This window comes from Dyadobacter sp. UC 10 (assembly GCF_008369915.1).
Lineage (GTDB): Bacteria > Bacteroidota > Bacteroidia > Cytophagales > Spirosomataceae > Dyadobacter.
Map to the genome: position 1 here is coordinate 2171506 of NZ_VSRN01000001.1, position 19809 is coordinate 2191314.

Sequence of the window (19809 nt, forward strand, 5' to 3'; positions counted from 1 at the left end):
TTTTAGTACGAATACTTAATGAATGCATTTCAGACCTGCATGATTCCCACATTGAACTGTTTTTCAATCGGAGCCTGATCTGCCGCCTGTATTCCCGTGGAAATAATCGCCCGGGTTTCGGCGGGATCAATGATGCCGTCTACCCAGAGCCGTGCGGCGGCATAGTATGGTGATAATTCTTCGTTATAACGATCTGTGATTTCCTTCAATAACTTCTCTTCCTGCTCGGTCGTGATTACTTCTCCTTTCGCTTTCAATGTGGCCGTCTGCACTTGCAGCAACGTTTTTGCAGCGGTAGCGCCGCTCATTACGGCCATCTGTGCAGTCGGCCAGGCGAATATCAGCCTGGGATCGTAAGCTTTTCCGCACATGGCATAATTGCCTGCTCCGTAGGAATTTCCTATGATAAATGTGAATTTCGGCACGACCGAATTAGCGACCGCATTCACCATTTTCGCGCCGTCTTTGATAATGCCCCCCTGCTCCGCGCGACTGCCTACCATAAACCCGGTGACATCGTGAAAGAAAATCAGCGGTATTTTCTTCTGGTTACAATTCATAATAAACCGGGCTGCCTTGTCGGCAGATTCGCCATAGATCACGCCGCCCATCTGCATTTCGCCTTTGCCCGATTTGACCATTTTTCGTTGATTGGCAACAATACCAACCGCCCAGCCGTCGACACGCGCGTATGCGCATATGAGCGTCTTTCCATAATCCGGCTTGTATTCATCTAATTCCGAATTGTCGACAATGCATTCCAGAATCGGCCGGACATCGTAAGGTTTCAGCCTGTCGACCGGGAGGAGTGAATAAATCTCCTCCGCCTCTCTTTTAGGATTTATAGCCGGTTTCCGATCAAAACCTGCGGAAAGCGGCCTGCCTATTTTATCAATATGCCTTTTGATCGCGTCGAGGCACGACTTATCATCGGGAAATTTATTATCCGTTACACCTGATATCTCGCAATGCATGGCCGCGCCGCCGAGTGTTTCTGCATCTACATCTTCACCGACAGAAGATTTTACAAGAAACGGTCCGGCCAGAAATACTGAACCGGTACCCTCTACTATAAAAGCTTCATCGGACATAATCGGCAGATACGCGCCGCCGGCTACGCAGCTGCCCATGATCGCTGAAAGCTGGACTATTCCCATTGCGGACATTCGCGCATTGTTCCTGAAAATCCTTCCGAAATGCTCTTTGTCGGCAAATACATCGGCTTGCATAGGGAGATAAACCCCGGCGCTATCGACGAGGTAGATGACTGGCAAACGGTTTTCCATAGCAATTTCCTGGGCGCGCAGGTTTTTTTTGGCCGCGATAGGAAACCAGGCACCGGCTTTTACGGTAGCGTCGTTGGCCACAATCATGCATTGCTTTCCGGACACTATTCCGATTCCGGCTACTACTCCACCTGACGGGCAGCCGCCTTCTTCGGTGTACATGTTGTCGGCCACGAATGCACCAATTTCCACGAATTGTGATCCGGCATCGATCAGGTAGTCAATCCTTTCGCGGGCTGTTAATTTCCCTTTTTTGTGCTGGGCTTCGATTTTCTTTGCACCGCCTCCCAATTTGACCTGTTCATATTTTTGCCGGAGAACTTGCAGCAATTGCGGGAGGCTTTCCTGTGTAGTCATAAGACGGATGAAGTGTGGATTATTTCAAAAATAAAAAGTCGTTTACCCGCAAGCAAACGACTTCTCTATTAAATAATAAATTACCTGTTTCTACTTGATAACTGTGGTCGTATCCAGCGGCGATTCCGACGGTCCTTTGTCTTTTTTACCAAATACCGAAATGTTGATATACCGTTTCGGATGTTCGCGCAGGTTGGTCAGCAACTTATTGAGGCTGACGACAGTCCTGTCGATATTTGTATAAAGCGTTTCGTCCTTAATCAGCTTACCGGCCGTTCCTTTCCCCGACTCAACACTTGCGAGCAGATTGTGCAGCTCACCAATCGTCCTGTTTGCGTTTTGCACGGTTTCACCAAGCCGCAGTGCATTCAGGGAATCTGCTAATGTTCCTGTTTTGGTCAAAAGCGGTTTGATCTCTTTTTCGGTTTCAATAAGAGAAGTTGAAAGTTTATTCAGATTGGAAGTAAGCGCCAGTAAATTGGTGCGGTTCTCATTTAATAGCCCCTGAAGACTGCTGCCTGTCTGGTTGTAGTTTTTCAATACCTGATTTAAAATAAGCCCGGTTTCTTCAAAACCTGCTACAACCTGGTTCAGGTTCTTAATGAGGGAATCGGCAGATGTGACGAGCGGTAGCGCCTGCTGCTGCAACACAGCTGTAATACCCGGGTCCTTTTTGGCCAAAAGTGTATCCCCATCCTGCATCGGGGCTCCCGTGCCTACTGATAAATGGATTACTTTCCCGCCGAGAAGACCGCCGTCCCCGAGCGTTGCCACGCTTCCATGGGGTACGGAAATACCTTTCTGAATATCCAATGAAACCAGCAGGTGGTTTTTACGATTTTGCAGTAATTTGATTTCACGCACCCTGCCGACATTCAACCCGTTTAGCAATACAGGATTGGAAGCGGTGAGACCGTCTATATTGTCATAAACGACATAGTATTGATGGGTTCTTGAAAAAACATCTGAACCTTTGAGGATATGGAAGCCGAAATACAGCATGACCAATGCGGCGACAGCCATCATTCCAACTTTTGCTTCTCTTGATAATTTCATGGACTAAGTAATTTCTGCCTGGAAACCGGCAGGCATCCGCAGTATTAAGTTAATATCGTTGCTTGAACATCAAATTATCAAAAATTGTTTTGACAAATCAAAACATCTGCATGCAGTCTGATTACCGGTCCATATCTTTTTTATAAGCCATGAATGCCTGGTGAATGGATTCAGCCACTTCCTCCTGCCCTTCTTCGGAGCCTAGATAATCTTCTTCATCGGGTGTGGATAAAAACCCTGTTTCAATCAGCACGCTCGGCATCGCGCAGCGCCATAATACAAGGAACCCGGCCTGCTTCACACCCCGGCTTTCCCGGTCAGAAACGGACTGGAATTTTTTCTCGATCAGATCTGCAAAGCGAAGGCTGCTGGAAATAAAAGCACTTTGGTAATTGGCCAGCATAATATGTGCCAATGGCGAATCAGGATCGAAACCTTTGTATTTCTGCTTGTAGTTCGTTTCCTGTAAAATTACTGAGTTCTCCCTTTTCGCCACTTCCAGGTTACCTTCTGTTTTGTGCAAACCCATTACGAAAGTTTCCGTTCCGTGGACAGACCTGGATCTGGGCGTGGCATTACAATGGATGGAAATGAACAGGTCCGCATTGTTCCTATTGGCAAAAGCCGAGCGTTCGCCCAATTCTATGAAAACGTCCGTGGATCTTGTGTATAAAACCTTTACGTCCGGCGTAGCTTCTTTGATTTTTCGTCCCAACTCGAGTGCAACACTCAGCGCGACATCTTTTTCCTTTGTTTTCCGGCCTCTGGTTCCGGGGTCTTTACCGCCGTGACCGGCATCAATTACTACTGTTCTTACCTTGGCGGATTGAGAAGCAGCGGGTTCCTGTTGAAATACGAATGCCAGACTAGCCAGCAGAAAACTCGCAGCAATTATTGATTTAAGAACTTTTAACATTATTTTTTAATTGGGGCGTTACTCGTTAGCCGTTTCTCTGCTAATTTTGAATTCGTATGCAAAAATACTCTATTTGTTAAAACTGAAAAGAAAGGCGATTATTATATCGTCAGTGGTTGCGGCGTTTCTCCTGTTCAGCACTTTAGCCTGTGTGCAGCAACGCTCCAAGGGGTCCGGGAAAAATAAGAGTAAGCAGGCAGTTTCCTCTTCTGAAAAACAAACAACGGATTCTCTTCTTACAGCTAATACAAAGTCTGGTGCCGACACGTCGGGTACCGGTAAGGCTCGTACGTCTCAAACATTAACCCCTTCTGACTCACTTAATAAGAACATTACGGCCGATTCTACCGCCGCTGATACAATATCCAATCCGGACGATTTACAAAACGTCGTTGAATATACAGCAGAGGATTCGACAGTGATGGACGCCGTCCTCAAACAGGTGCATTTGTACGGAAATGCGGAGGTAAACTATGGCACCATTAATCTCAAAGCCAATTATATCAGGCTCAACTGGATCACGAATGAGGTGTATGCAAAAGGTACCTACGACTCAACAGCCCAGAAAATGGCAGGAGAGCCTATTTTCCAGGACGGGCCGGAAACTTATAATACAAAGGAGATCAGGTACAACTTTAAATCTCAAAAAGCGCTGATACAAGGTATTGTTACCCAGGAAGGTGACGGTAATATCAGGGGTGAAAAAGTAAAAAAGGATGCGGAGGGTAATTTTTACATCCGCCATTCTATGTATACAACCTGCAATCTCACTCACCCGCATTACTTCATCAATGCGCCTAAAATCAAAATGGTGAACAAAAAGCAGATCATCTCGGGACCTTTCAATCTTGTGATCAGCGATGTTCCCCTGCCTATTGCGTTGCCATTCGGTTTTTTCCCTTTTCCCAAGAAAAAAGAAAGCGGCACGAGCGGCATCATTTTCCCGACTTATGGTGAAGAACCAAACGGACGGGGTTTTTATCTGCGGGAAGGCGGCTATTACTTCGCGATCAATGAATACGTCAACGCGATTGTGACCGGACAGATTTATTCGACCGGCAGCTGGGGACTGGGTGTTGCTTCTACGTATACCAGAAGGTATCAGTACAGCGGGAACTTTGCATTCCGGTTCAACAAAAATAAGCCCAGCGACGAGGTCGACAGACTAGTCGGCCGTGGTGTCACGAATGATTTCAGCATTGTCTGGTCGCATGCGCCCAAACCCCGGGGCAATTCGCAATTTTCGGCCAATGTCAATGTAAGCAGCAATAGCTATAACCAACAGCAGGAGTTCAATACAAACCGGTATATATCTAACGTAGCGAGCTCGTCGGTGCAATACAACCGCACATTTGGTCAATATGCACGGGCAGCAGCCAGTTTGCGTGTGAACCAGAATTTCGGACAAAAGGCGACCAATGCCGACACGGCCCGACGTGTCGGCGGAAAAACCAACGTTTCCACCGATTTCAGCTTCGGCATCAACCAAATCGCCCCTTTTGCATTGAAAGGCGGCCGTGGTAAATGGTATGAAAGCTTTCGTTTGGGTCTGGATTTCAGCGGAAACTACGCTTTGACCAACTCGCTGGCTGCCATTGATACTTCTTTCAGCAGATTGGGTTTTCAGATTTCAAATACGGTCGATATCTCCCGGGTTGGTGTCACGAAAATTGTACCTTTCAATATCGGCAACCTGCCGGATATGTTGAAAGATGCCCAGTTTACCGGCCGGTACAGTCTGCCGATCTCGCTGCCCAACTTCAAAGTATTGCGATTTGTGAACGTTACACCCAGCCTTTCTTTACAGGGGGAAGTTTTTACAAAACAATATAATTACGCTGTCGATACACTTACGAACCGTGTCCGGATAGATACGCTCAATCAGGCGGGGACTGAGTATTCGTATAATTTCGGGGCTGGAATGAACACCCGTTTTTATGGTACATTCTTTATTGGCGGGAAAAGACTGGAAGCGATCCGGCACACTGTAATTCCTTCCTTATCCTTCACTTATACACCAGACTTCACCGGTGACGCATTTGGTTTTTATCAAAAAGTAAGTGTACTGGACCGGAAGGGCGAAGTAAAAGATTATTCTCTTTCCAGATTCCGGGGAATTGGAACAGGAGTAGGAAACGGCCGGGCGAGCAGCGTCATTTCTTTCAGTTTGAACAATTCTTTTGAAATGAAACTGAAATCAAAAAGTGACACCGCAGCTACGCAATTTGAAAAGATATCACTGCTGGACAATTTGAGTGTCGGCGGCAGTTACAACCTGCTGGCAGATTCTCTTAACCTTTCCAATATCACCGTCAATGCGAATGCACGCATAGGCCGGAACCTGAATTTGAACTTCAATATGAACCTCGACCCTTATGCTTATGAAGCGAACCCGAGAATATTGACAAATCAGGTTGGAACGAAAGTCAACAAATACGCGATCACGCAGGGACAAGGACTTGCCAAGCTCCAAAACCTGGGCTTTACACTAGGTACGAGCTTCTCGCCAAAAGGATCTGACAAGACAAAAACACCTCCTGCAAATGGCGCAGATCCGAATGCGGTCGCTACGCAGGAGCAGCGTGAATACATCCAGCAAAATCCAGAGCTTTATGTGGATTTCAATATTCCCTGGAATGTATCGCTTAACTACAACTTCGGTCTCAGCAAGCCCGGACTTTCAAAAGCCACTCTTATCCAGGCTGTTCAGGCGACGGGTGATTTAAGCCTGTCAAAGAATTTTAAAGTAAGTGTGAGTACCGGTTTTGACTTCACGGCATTTTCACCCACTATTACACAGCTGACTTTGTACAGGGACCTGCATTGCTGGGATATGAGTTTCAGCTGGACACCATTTGCAGGGAGTGCAGCGCGTGTCAGCAACTACAACTTTACATTGAAAGTAAAATCGGCGATTCTGCAGGATTTGAAAGTGACACGCCGCCGTTCATTCTACGACAGATCAGCCTATTAACAGGTCCCAAAAAAAAGGCAGCCCGGTTTGGACTACCTTTTCAATGTCTCAGGTTCAGTTACTTTGACGACGGCTTCGAAGCAGCTTTTGGAACAACTTCGCCTTTCAGATATAAAGTAATTGATCCGCCTTCTGTGTTACTGAAAACAGTGACAGGCTTGTTGAAAGAGCCTGCTGCAGCTGCATTAAAAGTAGCTTTCACAGATCCCGTTTTTCCCGGAAGTACTGGTTCTTTTGACCAAACCGGCGTGGTACATCCGCAAGATACGGTTACGTTGGAAAGAACTACTGGCTCGGTACCTGCGTTGGTAAAAACAAACTCATGCGTTACTGGTGTTCCCTGAGGTACTTTTCCAAAAACATGAGTTTCCTCTTTGAATTTTAACACACCTTTCTGAGCAAAGCTCACGGTGGTCAGGCCAACCAATAGAACCAGAGCTGAAAAGAATACTTTCATAACTTTGACGATACATTTAGTGGTGAAAAACTAATTAGCAAACAAGATTAATGCTTAATAATTAAATATAATAATCATTAACCATTATTAACAGAAGACCGCGATTAATGGTATAACGGCTGATTATTATTTTCCTGCATAATTTTGGCTTGCATTCAAAAAAACGTAATTTAACTACGGATTAATTCCCGAAATTTTCGCTTATGCTTCCAAATGATAGTTTGACCGGCTCCGGTATTTTGAGTAAAGAAAACATTATCAGCGATTATCGCCTAGCTTGCGAAAGTCGCCAGGTAAGTCTGCTGGGCCGGAAAGATACAATGGGAGGTCGTTCTAAATTTGGCATTTTTGGTGACGGCAAGGAAGTGGCTCAGATCGCACTTTCCAGAACTTTCAGGCCGGGCGATTTCCGCTCCGGCTATTACAGGGACCAGACTATTGAAGCTGCTGTGGGCAATTTGACCTGGCAGCAATTTTTTGCGCAGATGTACGCGCACGCCGATCTCGAACATGAGCCCAATACAGGCGGAAGGTCCATGAACGGCCACTTTTCCACGCGCTGGCTCGATGAGAACGGGCATTGGCTGGATCAAACCAAAATTTATAATTCTGTTTGCGATATATCTTCAACTGCCGGTCAGATGCCCAGGGCTGTCGGCCTTGCCTATGCTTCAAAATTGTACAGGCATAACAAGCAACTCGATTCACAAACCCGGTTTTCACGGCAGGGAAATGAGATCGTTTTTGCCACGATTGGCGACGCATCCACTTCTCAGGGGATGTTTTGGGAAGCGATGAATGCAGCGGGCGTTTTGCAAATTCCACTACTCACTTCGGTTTGGGACGATGGCTACGGTATTTCAGTTCCTATTGAATATCAAACCACGAAGGGGAGTATTTCAAAAGCACTTGCCGGCTTGCAGCGCAATGAAGAAGAGCCCGGAGTAGAAATCCTGTCGGTGAGTGGCTGGGATTATCCGGCATTAATTGAAACTTACCAGAAAGCTGCGGCTATTTGCCGGGAAGAACAGGTGCCTGTATTGGTTCACGTTACTGAGCTGACACAACCTCAGGGACATTCAACTTCCGGTTCGCACGAACGCTATAAATCCAAGCAGCGACTTAATTGGGAGAATGAACATGATTGTAATCTCCGCTTCCGGGATTGGATCTTGAAAAACGGTTATGCAACCGATGAGGAGCTCGAACAGATTGAAATAGAAGCAAAAGAAACTGCCGCGCAGGCCCGCAACGGTGCTTGGCAGGCTTATCGTAAGGATATTGATAAGGAATATCTCGAAACCATTCAGCTAATTCAGGCAGCTGGGCGGGATAGTAAGCATGCCAATGCATTAAGTAATGTCGTGCACGATTTGTCGAAAACATATCTTCCTGTAAGAAGGGATATGCTTGCGAGCATTCGCAAGGCCCTCCGCATTGTTGGTAAGGAAGAAAATGCTGCAAAAGCTACGCTCAAATCATCTCTTAAGAACAGTCTGAAAGAAAACGAAACACGTTTCAATACGCATTTATATAGTGAAACTCAGGAATCTCCAATGCATGTGAAAGCAGTGGAGCCTGTATTTTCAGAAACCAGTCCAACAGTCGACGGCCGCGAAATTATTCGTACCTACTTTAATTCGCTTTTCGAGAAAGACCCAAAAGTGGTAGCGCTCGGCGAAGATATTGGCATGATTGGAGATGTAAACCAGGGATTTGCTGGTTTGCAGGAAAAATTTGGCGCGCTTCGTATCACCGATACAGGCATCCGCGAAACGACCATAATCGGTCAGGGAATCGGAATGGCCATGCGCGGCTTAAGACCGATCGTAGAAATCCAGTATTTCGACTACATCTATTACGCATTGTCGACATTAACCGACGACCTCGCGTCGCTCCGGTACCGAACCGCTGGCGGCCAGAAAGCACCATTGATCGTCCGCACAAGAGGCCACCGGCTGGAAGGTATCTGGCACTCGGGCTCCCCAATGGGTACCATGCTCAGTAGCTTGCGGGGAATGCACGTCATAGTACCACGAAACTTTGTCCAGGCAGCTGGCTTTTACAATACACTACTGAAAGGCGACGATCCTGCACTGATTGTTGAACCATTAAATTCTTACCGTCAGAAGGAAATATTACCTGATAATATCAGCGACATCTGCATTCCTCTGGGCCAGCCAGAAATTTTAATGGAAGGAAATCATGTGACGATCGTTACTTATGGCTCCATGTGTCGTATAGTAATGGAGGCCGCTTCTCATTTGCAGCGTGTAGGTATCGAGGTCGAGGTGATCGATGTACAGACACTCCTGCCATTTGACGTAAACAGCAGCATAGTAGAATCCATAAAGAAAACGAACAGGGTCATTTTTGCGGATGAAGATTTGCCTGGCAGCGCATCGGCCTATATGATGCAGCAGGTGCTGGAAAAACAGAATGCGTACCGCTGGCTGGATTCAGCACCGGTGACGATTTCCGCCAAAGACCATCGCCCGCCTTACGGATCGGACGGTGATTATTTTTCGAAACCTAATATGGACGATATTTTTGATGCTGTTTACAAGATCATGCACGAAGCAGAGCCCGAGATTTATCCGGAACTGTTTTAGTGTTTTGATTTATTATGTATCAAAAATCAGGAAAGAGAATTTTAGATATTACGATAGCGGCAACAGGGATTTTCATCTCGTTGCCGCTTTTTGTTTTGGTAACCATCTTGGTCTGCATTGATTCGCGTGGCAAACCCTTTTTCCTGCAGGAAAGACCCGGCCTTGGTGCGCGGCTTTTCACGCTGATAAAACTACGGACGATGCGCGAAAACGGGAAAGTTACCCGCTTCGGCCACATTCTCAGAAGAACTTCGTTTGACGAAATTCCGCAGCTCTGGAACGTATTAAGGGGTGAAATGAGCATTGTTGGTCCGCGTCCTCTTTTGGTTCGATATCTCCCTTTATATAATACGTTTCAAAACAGGCGGCATTCCGTGTTGCCGGGCATGACCGGGCTCGCACAGGTTAACGGACGAAATGCGATCAGCTGGCAGAAGAAATTTGAATATGATGTCTGGTATGCCGAAAACCTTTCCCTCAAACTTGATATGAAAATCATCTGGCTCACATTTTCACGAGCTTTGGACAGGAAGCACGTTAACGCCCCGGTGAAAATTTCCATGGAAGAATTCAAAGGAAACTGATATGCTGATTTACGGGGCCGGCGGACACGCAAAGGTGATATTTCGGATGTTGATCGACGCAGGACTTGCGGTTGAAACTGTTTTTGATGATCAGTTCAGCACCCGACTTTTTGATAGAAATTCAATCAGCTATTCTTCGGAAATATTTAACGACAAAAAGCTGATCATAGCAATAGGCGACAATTTCGCAAGACGGGCCGTGGCAGGAAAAGTATCTCACGGTTTTGGTCAACTGGTTCACAAAAGTGCATTGATTGATTCGACAGTCAGGGCTGGACAGGGTACTGTTATATTTCAACAGGCGATTATCCAGACCGACGCGCGGATTGGCGAACATGTCATCATCAATACCGGCGCAATTATCGAGCACGAATGTGAACTGAAAGACTTTGTTCACGTAGCGCCTCGGGTTACTATTTGCGGGAATGTAAAAGTGGACGAAAATACGTTGCTTGGTGCAGGCTGCATCATTTTACCGAATATCTCGATTGGCAAAAATTGCATTGTCGGCGCGGGAAGCGTTGTGACTAAATCAATATCTGATAATACAACAGTTGCAGGAAATCCGGCAAGAATTTTAACTCTTTAACCACACACTATGCGTTACAGAATTTGGTTGTCGCCCCCGCACATGGGAGGCGGAGAAATGAAGTATATTGAGCAGGCGTTTAGTAGTAATTGGATTGCACCTGCCGGTCCGAATATTGTTCGTTTTGAAAATGAATTGGTACAATATACCGGTGGAAAATATGCCGTAGCGCTGGCTTCGGGGACAGCAGCTATACACCTGGCGTTGTGCGCTTTGGATATTTCAAAAGGCGATATTGTGCTTTGCCAGTCACTCACTTTTGTCGCGACTGCAAATCCTATTTTGTATCTCGGCGCAACTCCTGTCTTTGTTGATAGCGAGCCCGCAACGTGGAATATCTGTCCGGAAGCATTGGAAACCGCGATCAGGTATTACTTGATCCGTAACAAAAAACCGAAAGCATTGATTTGCGTTCATTTGTATGGAATGCCGTGTTTAATGGAAGATTTGCTGGCAGTTTGTTACAGGTATGGTATCGCATTGATCGAAGACGCAGCCGAGGCGCTTGGCTCTGAGTACAAAAGAAAGCAGGCTGGGACTTTCGGTGAAATGGGCATTATTTCTTTTAACGGAAATAAAATTATCACTACATCCGGTGGAGGCGCGTTACTTTCGGATTCTAAAGTTCTGACAGATAAAGCCCGTTATTTTTCGACACAATCCAAAGATCCGACTCCGTATTTTCAGCATTCGGAGTTGGGTTACAACTACGCGATGAGCAACGTCTGCGCAGGTATCGGGCGCGGACAAATGGAGGTGTTGAATGAGCGCGTGGCAGCTCGGAGGGCCAATTTCGATCTTTATTCCCACTATCTGAAAGATGTGCCCGGCCTATCATTTCAACAAGAACCGGACGGTGCAAAGTCAAACCGCTGGCTGGTCTCTTTGCAATTAACGGGTAATGCTTGCGCATTGACGCCTGAAAGCATCAGGCTTGCTCTTTCCGGCAAAGGTGTAGAGTCAAGACGGGTATGGAAGCCTATGCATTTGCAGCCACTTTACAAGATCGCGCCTTACTTTGGAGGTGATGTAGCAGAGGATCTTTTTGAAAATGGCATTTGCCTGCCTTCCGGCTCACAACTCACCAGCGAGGAGGTTTCCGAGATTTGCGAAATAATAATGGAGACAGCTCAAAAACAAAAAAGCTGTTCATGAGCGGGTCACGAACAGCTTTGCTAAACATAATATTGTTACAATATCTCAATTTCGAATTGAAGTGGCGTGTAAGGCGGCACTTTGCCACTCCCCGTCGCTCTGTAACCAAGCTGTGAAGGGAAAATAATAATTGCTTTCTCTGTCTTACGCATTCTTCTTACTGCTCTGTCAAATCCGGGAATAACGCCATTAGTTCCGGTTGTTACGGCAATAGTTCCTTCATCAAATTTCTTATCGTCGAGGAATTTACCGATATACTTCACACTAACGGATTTCCCAACCCCAAGCGTGTCGCCTATGACTGTATTTGTCCTGATGATGACCCAATTATCACTGGTACGTTCGGAAACTTTGAATTGCTTTTTTGCCAGGAAATCGTCGATCTGCTGTACTTCTGTTCTGGTTTTGATGAATTCCATCTCTAATCTGATCACAGAGTACGCGGGGATATTTACTCTTTCTACATTTCCAAAAGCCAGATAATAGGGCAAAAGAAAAGTAGCTTTTTCTCCTGTTTTCATCAGGAATATACCACGTTCAAGGCCAAAAATATTCGTCGAATAACCTTCTGCGGGGAAAGTAAATGTCGAATCATTTTCGATAGACAAAACCTTCGTTCCATTCAGCAAATACCCGTTGATACGAACAGTAGCCCCATCGCCTTTCTTTACCCTCTGACCATTTGGATTTGATTTCCGGATAATATAGTACATGCCTGAGCTATCTTTTACGGCCGATGAACCAGCGCTATCCTTTTTCAAAAACTCCTGAATTTGGGTTTCATTCTCAACCATTTTCTCCTCGTCCTGATTGTCATTCTTCATACAGCCTGACAATCCGGCTACCATAGCCGCTAAAAAACACAATACCAAATAAGTACGCTTCATTTCTTGTCTTCCTTTCTTTAAAATTAATGGGATTAATTACTTAATAACAATAGACTCAGTACAACCATTATTGGTTGCAATCACTAAACCGAAACTTCCATAAGTACATTTCTTTCATAGAATTTACAAAAGGAAGACAACGGGCATTCTTTGCATTTCGGGCTCCTTGCGACGCAGATATAGCGTCCGTGCAGGATCAACCAGTGATGCGCCTTGTGAACGAGATCTTTTGGAATATATTTTACCAATATCTTTTCTACGCTTAGAGGAGTTTTAGCTGTGGAAGGAACCAGACCTAAACGGTGCGATACCCTAAAAACATGTGTATCAACAGCCATAGCCGGCTGGTTGAAGATTACCGAAGCGATCACATTCGCAGTTTTACGCCCTACTCCCGGCAGCTTTTGTAATTCATCCACGGAAGCAGGTACTTCAGATCCGAATTGCTCAACGAGCATACGTGCCATTCCTACCAGATGTTTACTTTTATTATTTGGGTAGGATATAGATCGGATGTAACTAAATACTTCTTCTGCATCCGAGGCTGCCAATGCCTCCGGGACTGGAAACCGCTCGAAAAGCGGTGGAGTCACAATGTTAACCCGTTTGTCTGTACACTGTGCGGAGAGAATGACAGCCACCAGCAGCTCATACGGATTGGAATAATGTAATTCGGTTTCAGGTTCAGGAAAGTTTTGGGTAAAATAATCCAGAAATAGTCTAAAACGTTCCTGTCTTCGCATAAGGGAATAGAAGGCTGAATAACAAAAAAATCCAGCTATCCGTTGAATAGCTGGCAAAAAAATAAAAGACCTACTACCCTCAATTGTAAAGGAGGGTAATAGGTCTTTTTGAAGAATACTGCTGTGAATATCTGAATACTTCTGAGATCACTTTTTCCGAAGGGGTACGAGTGATTTTATCCATCTGGCTCTGAATTTCGAGCGAATCCAGATAAAAATTCATCAGATTATCGTCAAGCGCAAGCGCCTCAACAATCAGTTCATTTTCATTCTCTGTTGTCTCGGCATATAAATACCTTACAACATCATCGTAAGTAAAAGTTTTTGTCATACTGTGGGGCACGTTGGTTAAATTGCTTACGCAGGTTTATCAACGCGTAACGCATTCTGCCCAATGCCGTATTAATACTCACCCCTGTGGCATCGGCAATTTCCTGAAAGCTCATGTCCTCATAGTGGCGCATGATCAGAACCTGCTTTTGCACATCAGGTAACCGCTGGATCATTTCCCGCAGTTGTTCATGTGTTTCCTGACGAATCTGGATTGACTCAACGGAATCTTCCGAAAAATCCAGCGTATTAAAAACACTGCTTCCATCTTCAAATACTACATTGGGGTAGCGTTTATCGCGTCTGAAATAATCAATGGCAAGGTTGTGCGCAATACGTATAATCCATGGCAAGAACTTGCCCTCATCATTGTATCTACCACCTTTTATCGTATCTACGGCCTTAATAAATGTATCCTGCAATAAATCCTCGGCTACATATTGGTCCTTAACAATTAGATAAATAGTGGTGTATATTCTTGATTTGTGGCGTTGAACGAGTTTTTCAAAAGCTTTCTCGTTCCCGCGGATATACAATGTCACCAACTCGCTGTCGCTAACTAGGACTTTCTCCATTTTTATTATTCGATTTAGTTAACGTAGAGCGGTTCGTCGATATTGTTTCTCCTTTCTGTTTGGTGAAAAAATTGAAGTAATTATCTGTATTTCAAATTATACGAATCAAAGAAATAGATTTAGCAAATAATTTGCAAATGTTTGGGTTGCTTTTTTTTGAAATTGTTTTTCAATTAACACATGTTAACAACTGAGCGCTATTTTTGTTATTATTCAGTTGAAAGAGATACGTTCTGTCCTTTTGTCAATAATTAATAGAACTTATTAAATAAACTTACGCTTAATATTCTGAAATCGATTTCGAAGGCCTCGGGATTTTTTTCGGCTACGCAGTCAATATTAAAATTTAACTTTTCCAATAATTATTGAACATTTGCCAGATATGAAATACAAACATATTTTTTTCGATCTGGACCATACACTCTGGGACTTTGAAAAAAATTCGTCGGAATCATTAGAGGAAATCTTCCACCGTCTGGCATTGCAACAGCAGGGAATCCAGTCTATGGAAGCTTTTATCGCCTGTTTTTTAAAAATAAACACTTCGTTGTGGGATGCATTTGATCGTGGACAATTGCACCATACCTATATACGTCAGGAGAGATTCAAACTCGTTTTTGCGGAACTGGGAGTTCAATGCCCGGAAAACCATGAAGAAATCGGCGAAATGTATTTGAGGGCATTACCGGACAAAAAACATTTGCTCGAAGGCGCACTCGAACTCTTAACGTATGCTCAGGCTGCCGGCTACCGAATGCATATCATCACCAATGGTTTCAATGAAATTCAGGTCAGGAAAATAACAAGCTCACAGATCAGTCACTTTTTTGATAACATGATCACCTTTGACACTGCGAATGCAAAGAAACCAGACCGACAGATTTTTGAGTATGCCATGGAAACTGCAAATACCTCTCCGGAAGAATGCGTAATGGTTGGCGACAACTGGGTTGCGGACATCATGGGAGCAAAGCAAGTTGGGATAGATACAGTGTATCTCAACCCAGCCGGACTGCAATTCGACGAATTACCTACCTACGATATCCGCCGGTTGGAAGAATTGCTGCTGATTCTTTAGCGACCCTAATACTGAAATAGTACTGGATTCAGTTCACTGTCAGCTGGCCCCCCGACTGGCCTAGAGAGCAACCAGGTCTCCCAGTCGGCCTGCTGGTATTCGTTTCTTGGCTTGACAATCTTTTGATCCTGGTCCATATAAATCATTGTCATCACTTTTCGCGGTTGGCCTGAAACATTGGCCCCGGCCCGATGGAACAGCCAGCCAGCATGAAAGCTGACCTCACCCAAGTCGAAAGGTGTTTCATTCAAATTAAACTGTTTGAGTTGCTCGTTCATAAGCGCCTCACTTTCATCACTTATCTCAACATCCCTACCAATTTCAACGTGATGACTTTTTTCAGCAAAAGCCAGTGGCCCCATTTCCATAAGGGTTTCCTGAAGCGGGATCCAGACAGTTACCGTTTTGGGCGAAGATAAAGGCCAGTAAAACTGGTCTGCATGCCAGGGTGTAATGCCTCCGGAAGATTCTTTGTATAAAGCCTGATCATGGTAGAGGCGCACGCCGCCAACTTGTAACAAGTCGGTTGCAATTTTGGCCAGCTTCTTCGAGAATACAAATTCTTTCGCGTCTTCACTTTCCCGCCACAAGTTCATGACCTGTAGAAACGCACGCTCATAAGTGGTGCGCTCTTCCATAGGTTTGGTTAGCTTATTAAGTCTGAAGACAAGGTCGGTAATGATTTCTCCGTAGTATCCGAGCAATCGCGCACTTAATACATTTTTCAGCTTTACATATCCATAAGTATTGAAATGCTCCACAGCTCCTTGTGGAAGCACAAATGGTTCGGAAAGCTCACTTTGAATCAAATCCAATTGCAGTTCTGCCATGATCAAATCTTTTCAGGTAAAAAGCATTACATCCGGCCAAAACTACCTTACTGATCCTGTTCGTGGAAGTTAATTTTTTTCTCGCGCAAAAAATTCTTAATCACATCGACGTGCACACACTGCCCAACATTCAGAAAAGGATAATTGGAGACCCTTCGTCGCTGTCCCTCCGAAATCACTTCTCTGTTTACCTGATCAAAACCAAGATGAAGGTGCCTGGTAGCGCTTTGCATTCCGTAGATAGTTCCGTTTGAGTCAAACAGCGGCCCGCCGCTTTGTCCGCGCAAGCCGGGCGTACTCATTTCGATCCCTGTCACTTCATTGCCTTCGCCTATATGCCTGGTAATGATCCCGTCAATGGGAAAGCTTGGTGTTTTGAATCGGCCTGCCTTTGTCCATTCTATATCACCGGAATTTTTGTTGTACTGATAATTCGTAAACTCTGGAAATGGATAGCCTAAACGGCACAAGTATCTTCCTTGTTTCACTAGCCGGGAATCTTTAAGGAAATGCGCATGACCCTGGTACTGTATCGATTCAAAATCGCGAAACTGTACGATCGCCAGGTCCTGAGCGGGGTGCAAATGAATGGTTAGCGCCTTGTAGCCAGAAACACACTGAATAAAATTAAAAAGAATGCGGATCGGGTTTACGGAGTTGATCCGGTATTTGGTTTCAAGACCCAGCCGCTGTGTTTCATAACCCGGATCCTTTTCAAATTTCCTGAGTTCGCCCCTGAATTTCAGATAGTTCTCATAGATGGAATTGGCGTGCAAAATCTGCCTGGCTACGTGCCGGCAGGTAATGGCAAATCCATCCTCGTTTACAAAAAACAAAGTGGCGGTTCCTGGTACGATATCACTGCCTGAGTAATACCTGAAAATAAAATGGACTGGACGGGTGAACTGGTCTACTTTCTCAATAGCTTCAACAAACATGCCGGCAAATGTAACAAACCAATCTCATTTGTGGGTGAAAGGAACCACGGCTTCTGTCTGATCCCAGCTGAGAATCATATTCACGCCTTCAGGTACCTCTTCAAAATAGATATTGAATTGTTCCTGAACGGTATGCCGGATTCGAATAGGAACCTCCACCGTTAATACATTTTTTCCATCATTGTATTCGGTCCCCCATTGACCTGTTTCAGCATTAAGGATTATCTTCCAGGTACTTTGTCCAGGAACAGAATATAGTGAGTACGTCCCTGCCTTTACAGGTTGGCCCAACATTAATACATCCTGCTGAAATTCGATCAGAGTCGCTTCGTTTGCTCCGGTTCGCCAGACTTTCCCGTAAGGTGATAGTGCGTTATCCTGATCTCTTCCAAAAATCAACCTCCCCTTTTTGCTCGGTCTGCTATATTTGACGTTGATACCCAGCCCCGTTTTGGTTATCTGTGCTACTGCTTCCGGGCTGAATGATTTGGTATACATTCTTACTCCAGAAAATATGATCAACCCGAGGACGATAATTCCTAACCCGATCAGGAGAGCTTTCTTCATAGATCAGGGACAAACGATTTTGTAAAAAGTATAACTTACTGAGATCCTGAGATAGTAATAATTATCTTTCAGCGATGGGTCACCCTGCTGTATTTTATCTGTGGAAACTGGCTTCCCACCCAGGTCGTCCAGGAAATCTGTGAATGTCTTTCTAGCGCCATATTCAATGCCAATATTCCATGGCCTGCGAATCTGATATTTGATCCCGACACCATATGGAAGCGTAAATGTCGACGTTTTGTAAGGGTTAGTCTGTACCTTGGGATTAAACTTGGAATATCCGATTCCGCCGAACAGATACGGGCTCCAGTTGATTGCAAACCTGCGTTCCTGGAAATTCAGAAAGTTATATTCTGCAACTGCGCTTCCTTCAAATATCCTGGTAGTAAAAGATTTGTTTCTCGCCTGCTGAAAAGGATCCTTGCTATGTTTGTCATCGGCGCCAATAATACCACCCGCAATTTCGGCCCGAAGCGATAGTGCCTGATTCGGATTAAATCGAAAAAATAAGCTTCCGGCAGGTTTGATAAAACGAAGCTTCTGTGACGGCGCAATGTCTCCTTTATAATTGAACCCGCCCAGTCCGGCTCCCAGTTCGATCTTCTGGGCTTTTGTCTCAGTATTGACAGCCGTAAAAAAATAAATACCTGCCAACACGAAGTAGAACAAGTATTTATCAATCCAATTTCTTAAACAATATTTCAAGGGATACCTTTTATTTTAAAGGAGGACATTTGATTTGCGAAGGCAGCATATAGTTGATATGGATCATACCAAATAAATAGTTGTCTTTCAATGTGGGACTGTAACCGCGCGGCGTACCGGGAGAACCATAACCCGTAGCAGCGAGGGCCGCAATCGGATCATTTGTGTCAATCTGGTAATTTACCTGCAGGAATTTCTTCAATGCTTCAGTCCTGTCGGCACCTTTTCGGACGGCAATCGGATTGGTTGACCGGCTTGACACAGTCATCGCCAGGGGATCGTCTGCAAAAAGAGCTGGATCAGCATAATTTCCGGCCACATCATCCAGATAATCCGTAAAAGTCTTTCTGAATCCCAGCTCGGCTGAAATATCGAATCTTGAATTGATTTTGTACCGCAAACCAATTCCCATTGGAATAGCAAACTGCACTAACGAATAAGGTTTGGCGTACCCTTCATTTCCCTGTCCTTCCGTTCCCAGCGGCTGTAATTTAACCCAGTCACCATCGAGCGAATCCAAAGCTTTGGGATTATGCGCCGTTAATGCCACGCCCGCAAATAGATATGCGCCAAATTGAGGACGTCTATCGTAACTTCGGTTGTCCGGAATAAGTTTAAAAATACCCTGAACCGAAAACTCTTTCAGATCATTGCGAAAATGCAGGTTCCTCGCATAAAATACACTGCTTTCATGCTTGGAGTCGCGATTCATAATATAGTCGTCTCCTGCAATCCTGGCGTAAGTAAAACTGGCCCTGGCACCCAGACGAGGTGTAAAATGTCTTGTATAGTTACCTCCGATACTCCAGCGAACCATTTTGAACATCGAAGCAAGTGGCCTTCGATATGGAGCCATATCGCCGAAATAGCTGGAAGTACCGATACCAAAACCTGCCGTAGAATATGGGACAAAAATACCCCTGCTTTGCGCCTGAGTTTCTTTACCCGCTAATAAAAGTCCAAAAGTAAAGATCAACGCCAGCGCTCCGGGTACTCTTTTGAATTCAAATTTTCTACGCATTTTTAAATCGTTTTTTTGCAAAAATAGGATAGTTGTCGATTTTCTGGAGATTGCAACACCATTTCAACGTATTTATGACAAATTTATTTGTAGGCGCCATACTTTTTAGAAATCGCAGCGACAAGTATTTCCGGATGCTTTTCACAGTA

General features: G+C 44.9%; 19 protein-coding genes. 6 read left to right on the forward strand and 13 right to left on the reverse strand.

Annotation, left to right across the window (positions count from 1 at the left end; genetic code table 11):
• Nucleotides 1–29: 29 nt before the first annotated feature.
• The 3 genes from FXO21_RS08790 to FXO21_RS08800 form a co-directional block, all read right to left on the reverse strand.
• Nucleotides 30–1643, reverse strand: coding sequence for an acyl-CoA carboxylase subunit beta (locus FXO21_RS08790; protein ID WP_149639737.1), 1614 nt, complete (start codon nucleotides 1641–1643; stop codon nucleotides 30–32).
• A 90-nt stretch (nucleotides 1644–1733) separates the two neighbouring features.
• Nucleotides 1734–2699 (reverse strand): MlaD family protein, encoded by a 966-nt coding sequence (locus FXO21_RS08795; RefSeq protein WP_149639738.1) that lies wholly within the window; start codon nucleotides 2697–2699, stop codon nucleotides 1734–1736.
• A gap of 121 nt (nucleotides 2700–2820) precedes the next feature.
• Nucleotides 2821–3615, reverse strand: a complete 795-nt coding sequence (locus tag FXO21_RS08800; protein WP_149639739.1) for an N-acetylmuramoyl-L-alanine amidase family protein — start codon at nucleotides 3613–3615, stop codon at nucleotides 2821–2823.
• A 73-nt stretch (nucleotides 3616–3688) separates the two neighbouring features.
• On the opposite strand from FXO21_RS08800, the gene FXO21_RS08805 reads away from it, so the two are divergent.
• Nucleotides 3689–6589, forward strand: coding sequence for a putative LPS assembly protein LptD (locus FXO21_RS08805; protein ID WP_149639740.1), 2901 nt, complete (start codon nucleotides 3689–3691; stop codon nucleotides 6587–6589).
• Nucleotides 6590–6647: 58 nt separating this feature from the next.
• Here FXO21_RS08805 and FXO21_RS08810 read toward each other — a convergent pair whose 3' ends face one another.
• Nucleotides 6648–7046, reverse strand: a complete 399-nt coding sequence (locus tag FXO21_RS08810) for a DUF1573 domain-containing protein (RefSeq protein WP_149639741.1) — start codon at nucleotides 7044–7046, stop codon at nucleotides 6648–6650.
• Nucleotides 7047–7249: 203 nt separating this feature from the next.
• On the opposite strand from FXO21_RS08810, the gene FXO21_RS08815 reads away from it, so the two are divergent.
• Genes FXO21_RS08815 through FXO21_RS08830 form a run of 4 tightly spaced genes read left to right on the forward strand, consistent with a single transcriptional unit; the run spans nucleotide 7250 to nucleotide 11986 of the window.
• Nucleotides 7250–9658, forward strand: a complete 2409-nt coding sequence (locus FXO21_RS08815) for an alpha-ketoacid dehydrogenase subunit alpha/beta (RefSeq protein WP_149639742.1) — start codon at nucleotides 7250–7252, stop codon at nucleotides 9656–9658.
• Nucleotides 9659–9672: 14 nt separating this feature from the next.
• On the forward strand, nucleotides 9673–10242 hold the full coding sequence (locus tag FXO21_RS08820; RefSeq protein ID WP_149639743.1) for a sugar transferase: 570 nt from the start codon (nucleotides 9673–9675) through the stop codon (nucleotides 10240–10242).
• Between the two features lies 1 nt (nucleotide 10243).
• Complete coding sequence (locus tag FXO21_RS08825; protein WP_149639744.1) at nucleotides 10244–10831, forward strand: acetyltransferase; 588 nt, start codon at nucleotides 10244–10246, stop codon at nucleotides 10829–10831.
• Between the two features lie 9 nt (nucleotides 10832–10840).
• Complete coding sequence (locus tag FXO21_RS08830; RefSeq protein WP_149639745.1) at nucleotides 10841–11986, forward strand: DegT/DnrJ/EryC1/StrS family aminotransferase; 1146 nt, start codon at nucleotides 10841–10843, stop codon at nucleotides 11984–11986.
• Between the two features lie 35 nt (nucleotides 11987–12021).
• Here FXO21_RS08830 and FXO21_RS08835 read toward each other — a convergent pair whose 3' ends face one another.
• The 4 genes from FXO21_RS08835 to FXO21_RS08850 form a co-directional block, all read right to left on the reverse strand.
• Nucleotides 12022–12873, reverse strand: coding sequence for an FKBP-type peptidyl-prolyl cis-trans isomerase (locus FXO21_RS08835; protein WP_225865622.1), 852 nt, complete (start codon nucleotides 12871–12873; stop codon nucleotides 12022–12024).
• Between the two features lie 83 nt (nucleotides 12874–12956).
• Entirely contained in the window at nucleotides 12957–13616 is a 660-nt protein-coding gene (gene nth / locus FXO21_RS08840; protein ID WP_149639746.1) for an endonuclease III, read from the reverse strand.
• Nucleotides 13617–13695: 79 nt separating this feature from the next.
• Entirely contained in the window at nucleotides 13696–13947 is a 252-nt protein-coding gene (locus FXO21_RS08845; RefSeq protein WP_149639747.1) for a hypothetical protein, read from the reverse strand.
• Nucleotides 13922–14521: an RNA polymerase sigma factor gene (locus tag FXO21_RS08850; RefSeq protein WP_149639748.1), complete on the reverse strand. Its 600-nt coding sequence runs from the start codon at nucleotides 14519–14521 to the stop codon at nucleotides 13922–13924. The genes FXO21_RS08845 and FXO21_RS08850 overlap by 26 nt, the downstream gene beginning before the upstream one ends.
• Nucleotides 14522–14903: 382 nt before the next feature.
• Between FXO21_RS08850 and FXO21_RS08855 the strand changes: the two genes are divergently transcribed.
• Nucleotides 14904–15599, forward strand: a complete 696-nt coding sequence (locus tag FXO21_RS08855) for a YjjG family noncanonical pyrimidine nucleotidase (RefSeq protein ID WP_149639749.1) — start codon at nucleotides 14904–14906, stop codon at nucleotides 15597–15599.
• Nucleotides 15600–15604: 5 nt separating this feature from the next.
• Here the strand turns inward: FXO21_RS08855 and FXO21_RS08860 are convergent, their stop codons facing one another.
• The 5 genes from FXO21_RS08860 to FXO21_RS08880 are packed head-to-tail and all read right to left on the reverse strand — an operon-like array spanning nucleotide 15605 to nucleotide 19660.
• Nucleotides 15605–16432, reverse strand: coding sequence for a phytanoyl-CoA dioxygenase family protein (locus tag FXO21_RS08860; RefSeq protein ID WP_409014834.1), 828 nt, complete (start codon nucleotides 16430–16432; stop codon nucleotides 15605–15607).
• A 44-nt stretch (nucleotides 16433–16476) separates the two neighbouring features.
• Nucleotides 16477–17367 carry a S1 family peptidase gene (locus FXO21_RS08865; protein WP_149639751.1) on the reverse strand — a complete coding sequence of 297 codons (891 nt, stop codon included), beginning with the start codon at nucleotides 17365–17367 and terminating at the stop codon, nucleotides 16477–16479.
• Nucleotides 17368–17391: 24 nt separating this feature from the next.
• Nucleotides 17392–17934, reverse strand: coding sequence for a DUF2911 domain-containing protein (locus tag FXO21_RS08870; protein ID WP_149639752.1), 543 nt, complete (start codon nucleotides 17932–17934; stop codon nucleotides 17392–17394).
• A 3-nt stretch (nucleotides 17935–17937) separates the two neighbouring features.
• Nucleotides 17938–18639, reverse strand: a complete 702-nt coding sequence (porG, locus tag FXO21_RS08875; protein WP_225865623.1) for a type IX secretion system protein PorG — start codon at nucleotides 18637–18639, stop codon at nucleotides 17938–17940.
• A gap of 10 nt (nucleotides 18640–18649) precedes the next feature.
• Nucleotides 18650–19660: a DUF6089 family protein gene (locus FXO21_RS08880; protein WP_225865624.1), complete on the reverse strand. Its 1011-nt coding sequence runs from the start codon at nucleotides 19658–19660 to the stop codon at nucleotides 18650–18652.
• Between the last annotated feature and the right edge of the window lie 149 nt (nucleotides 19661–19809).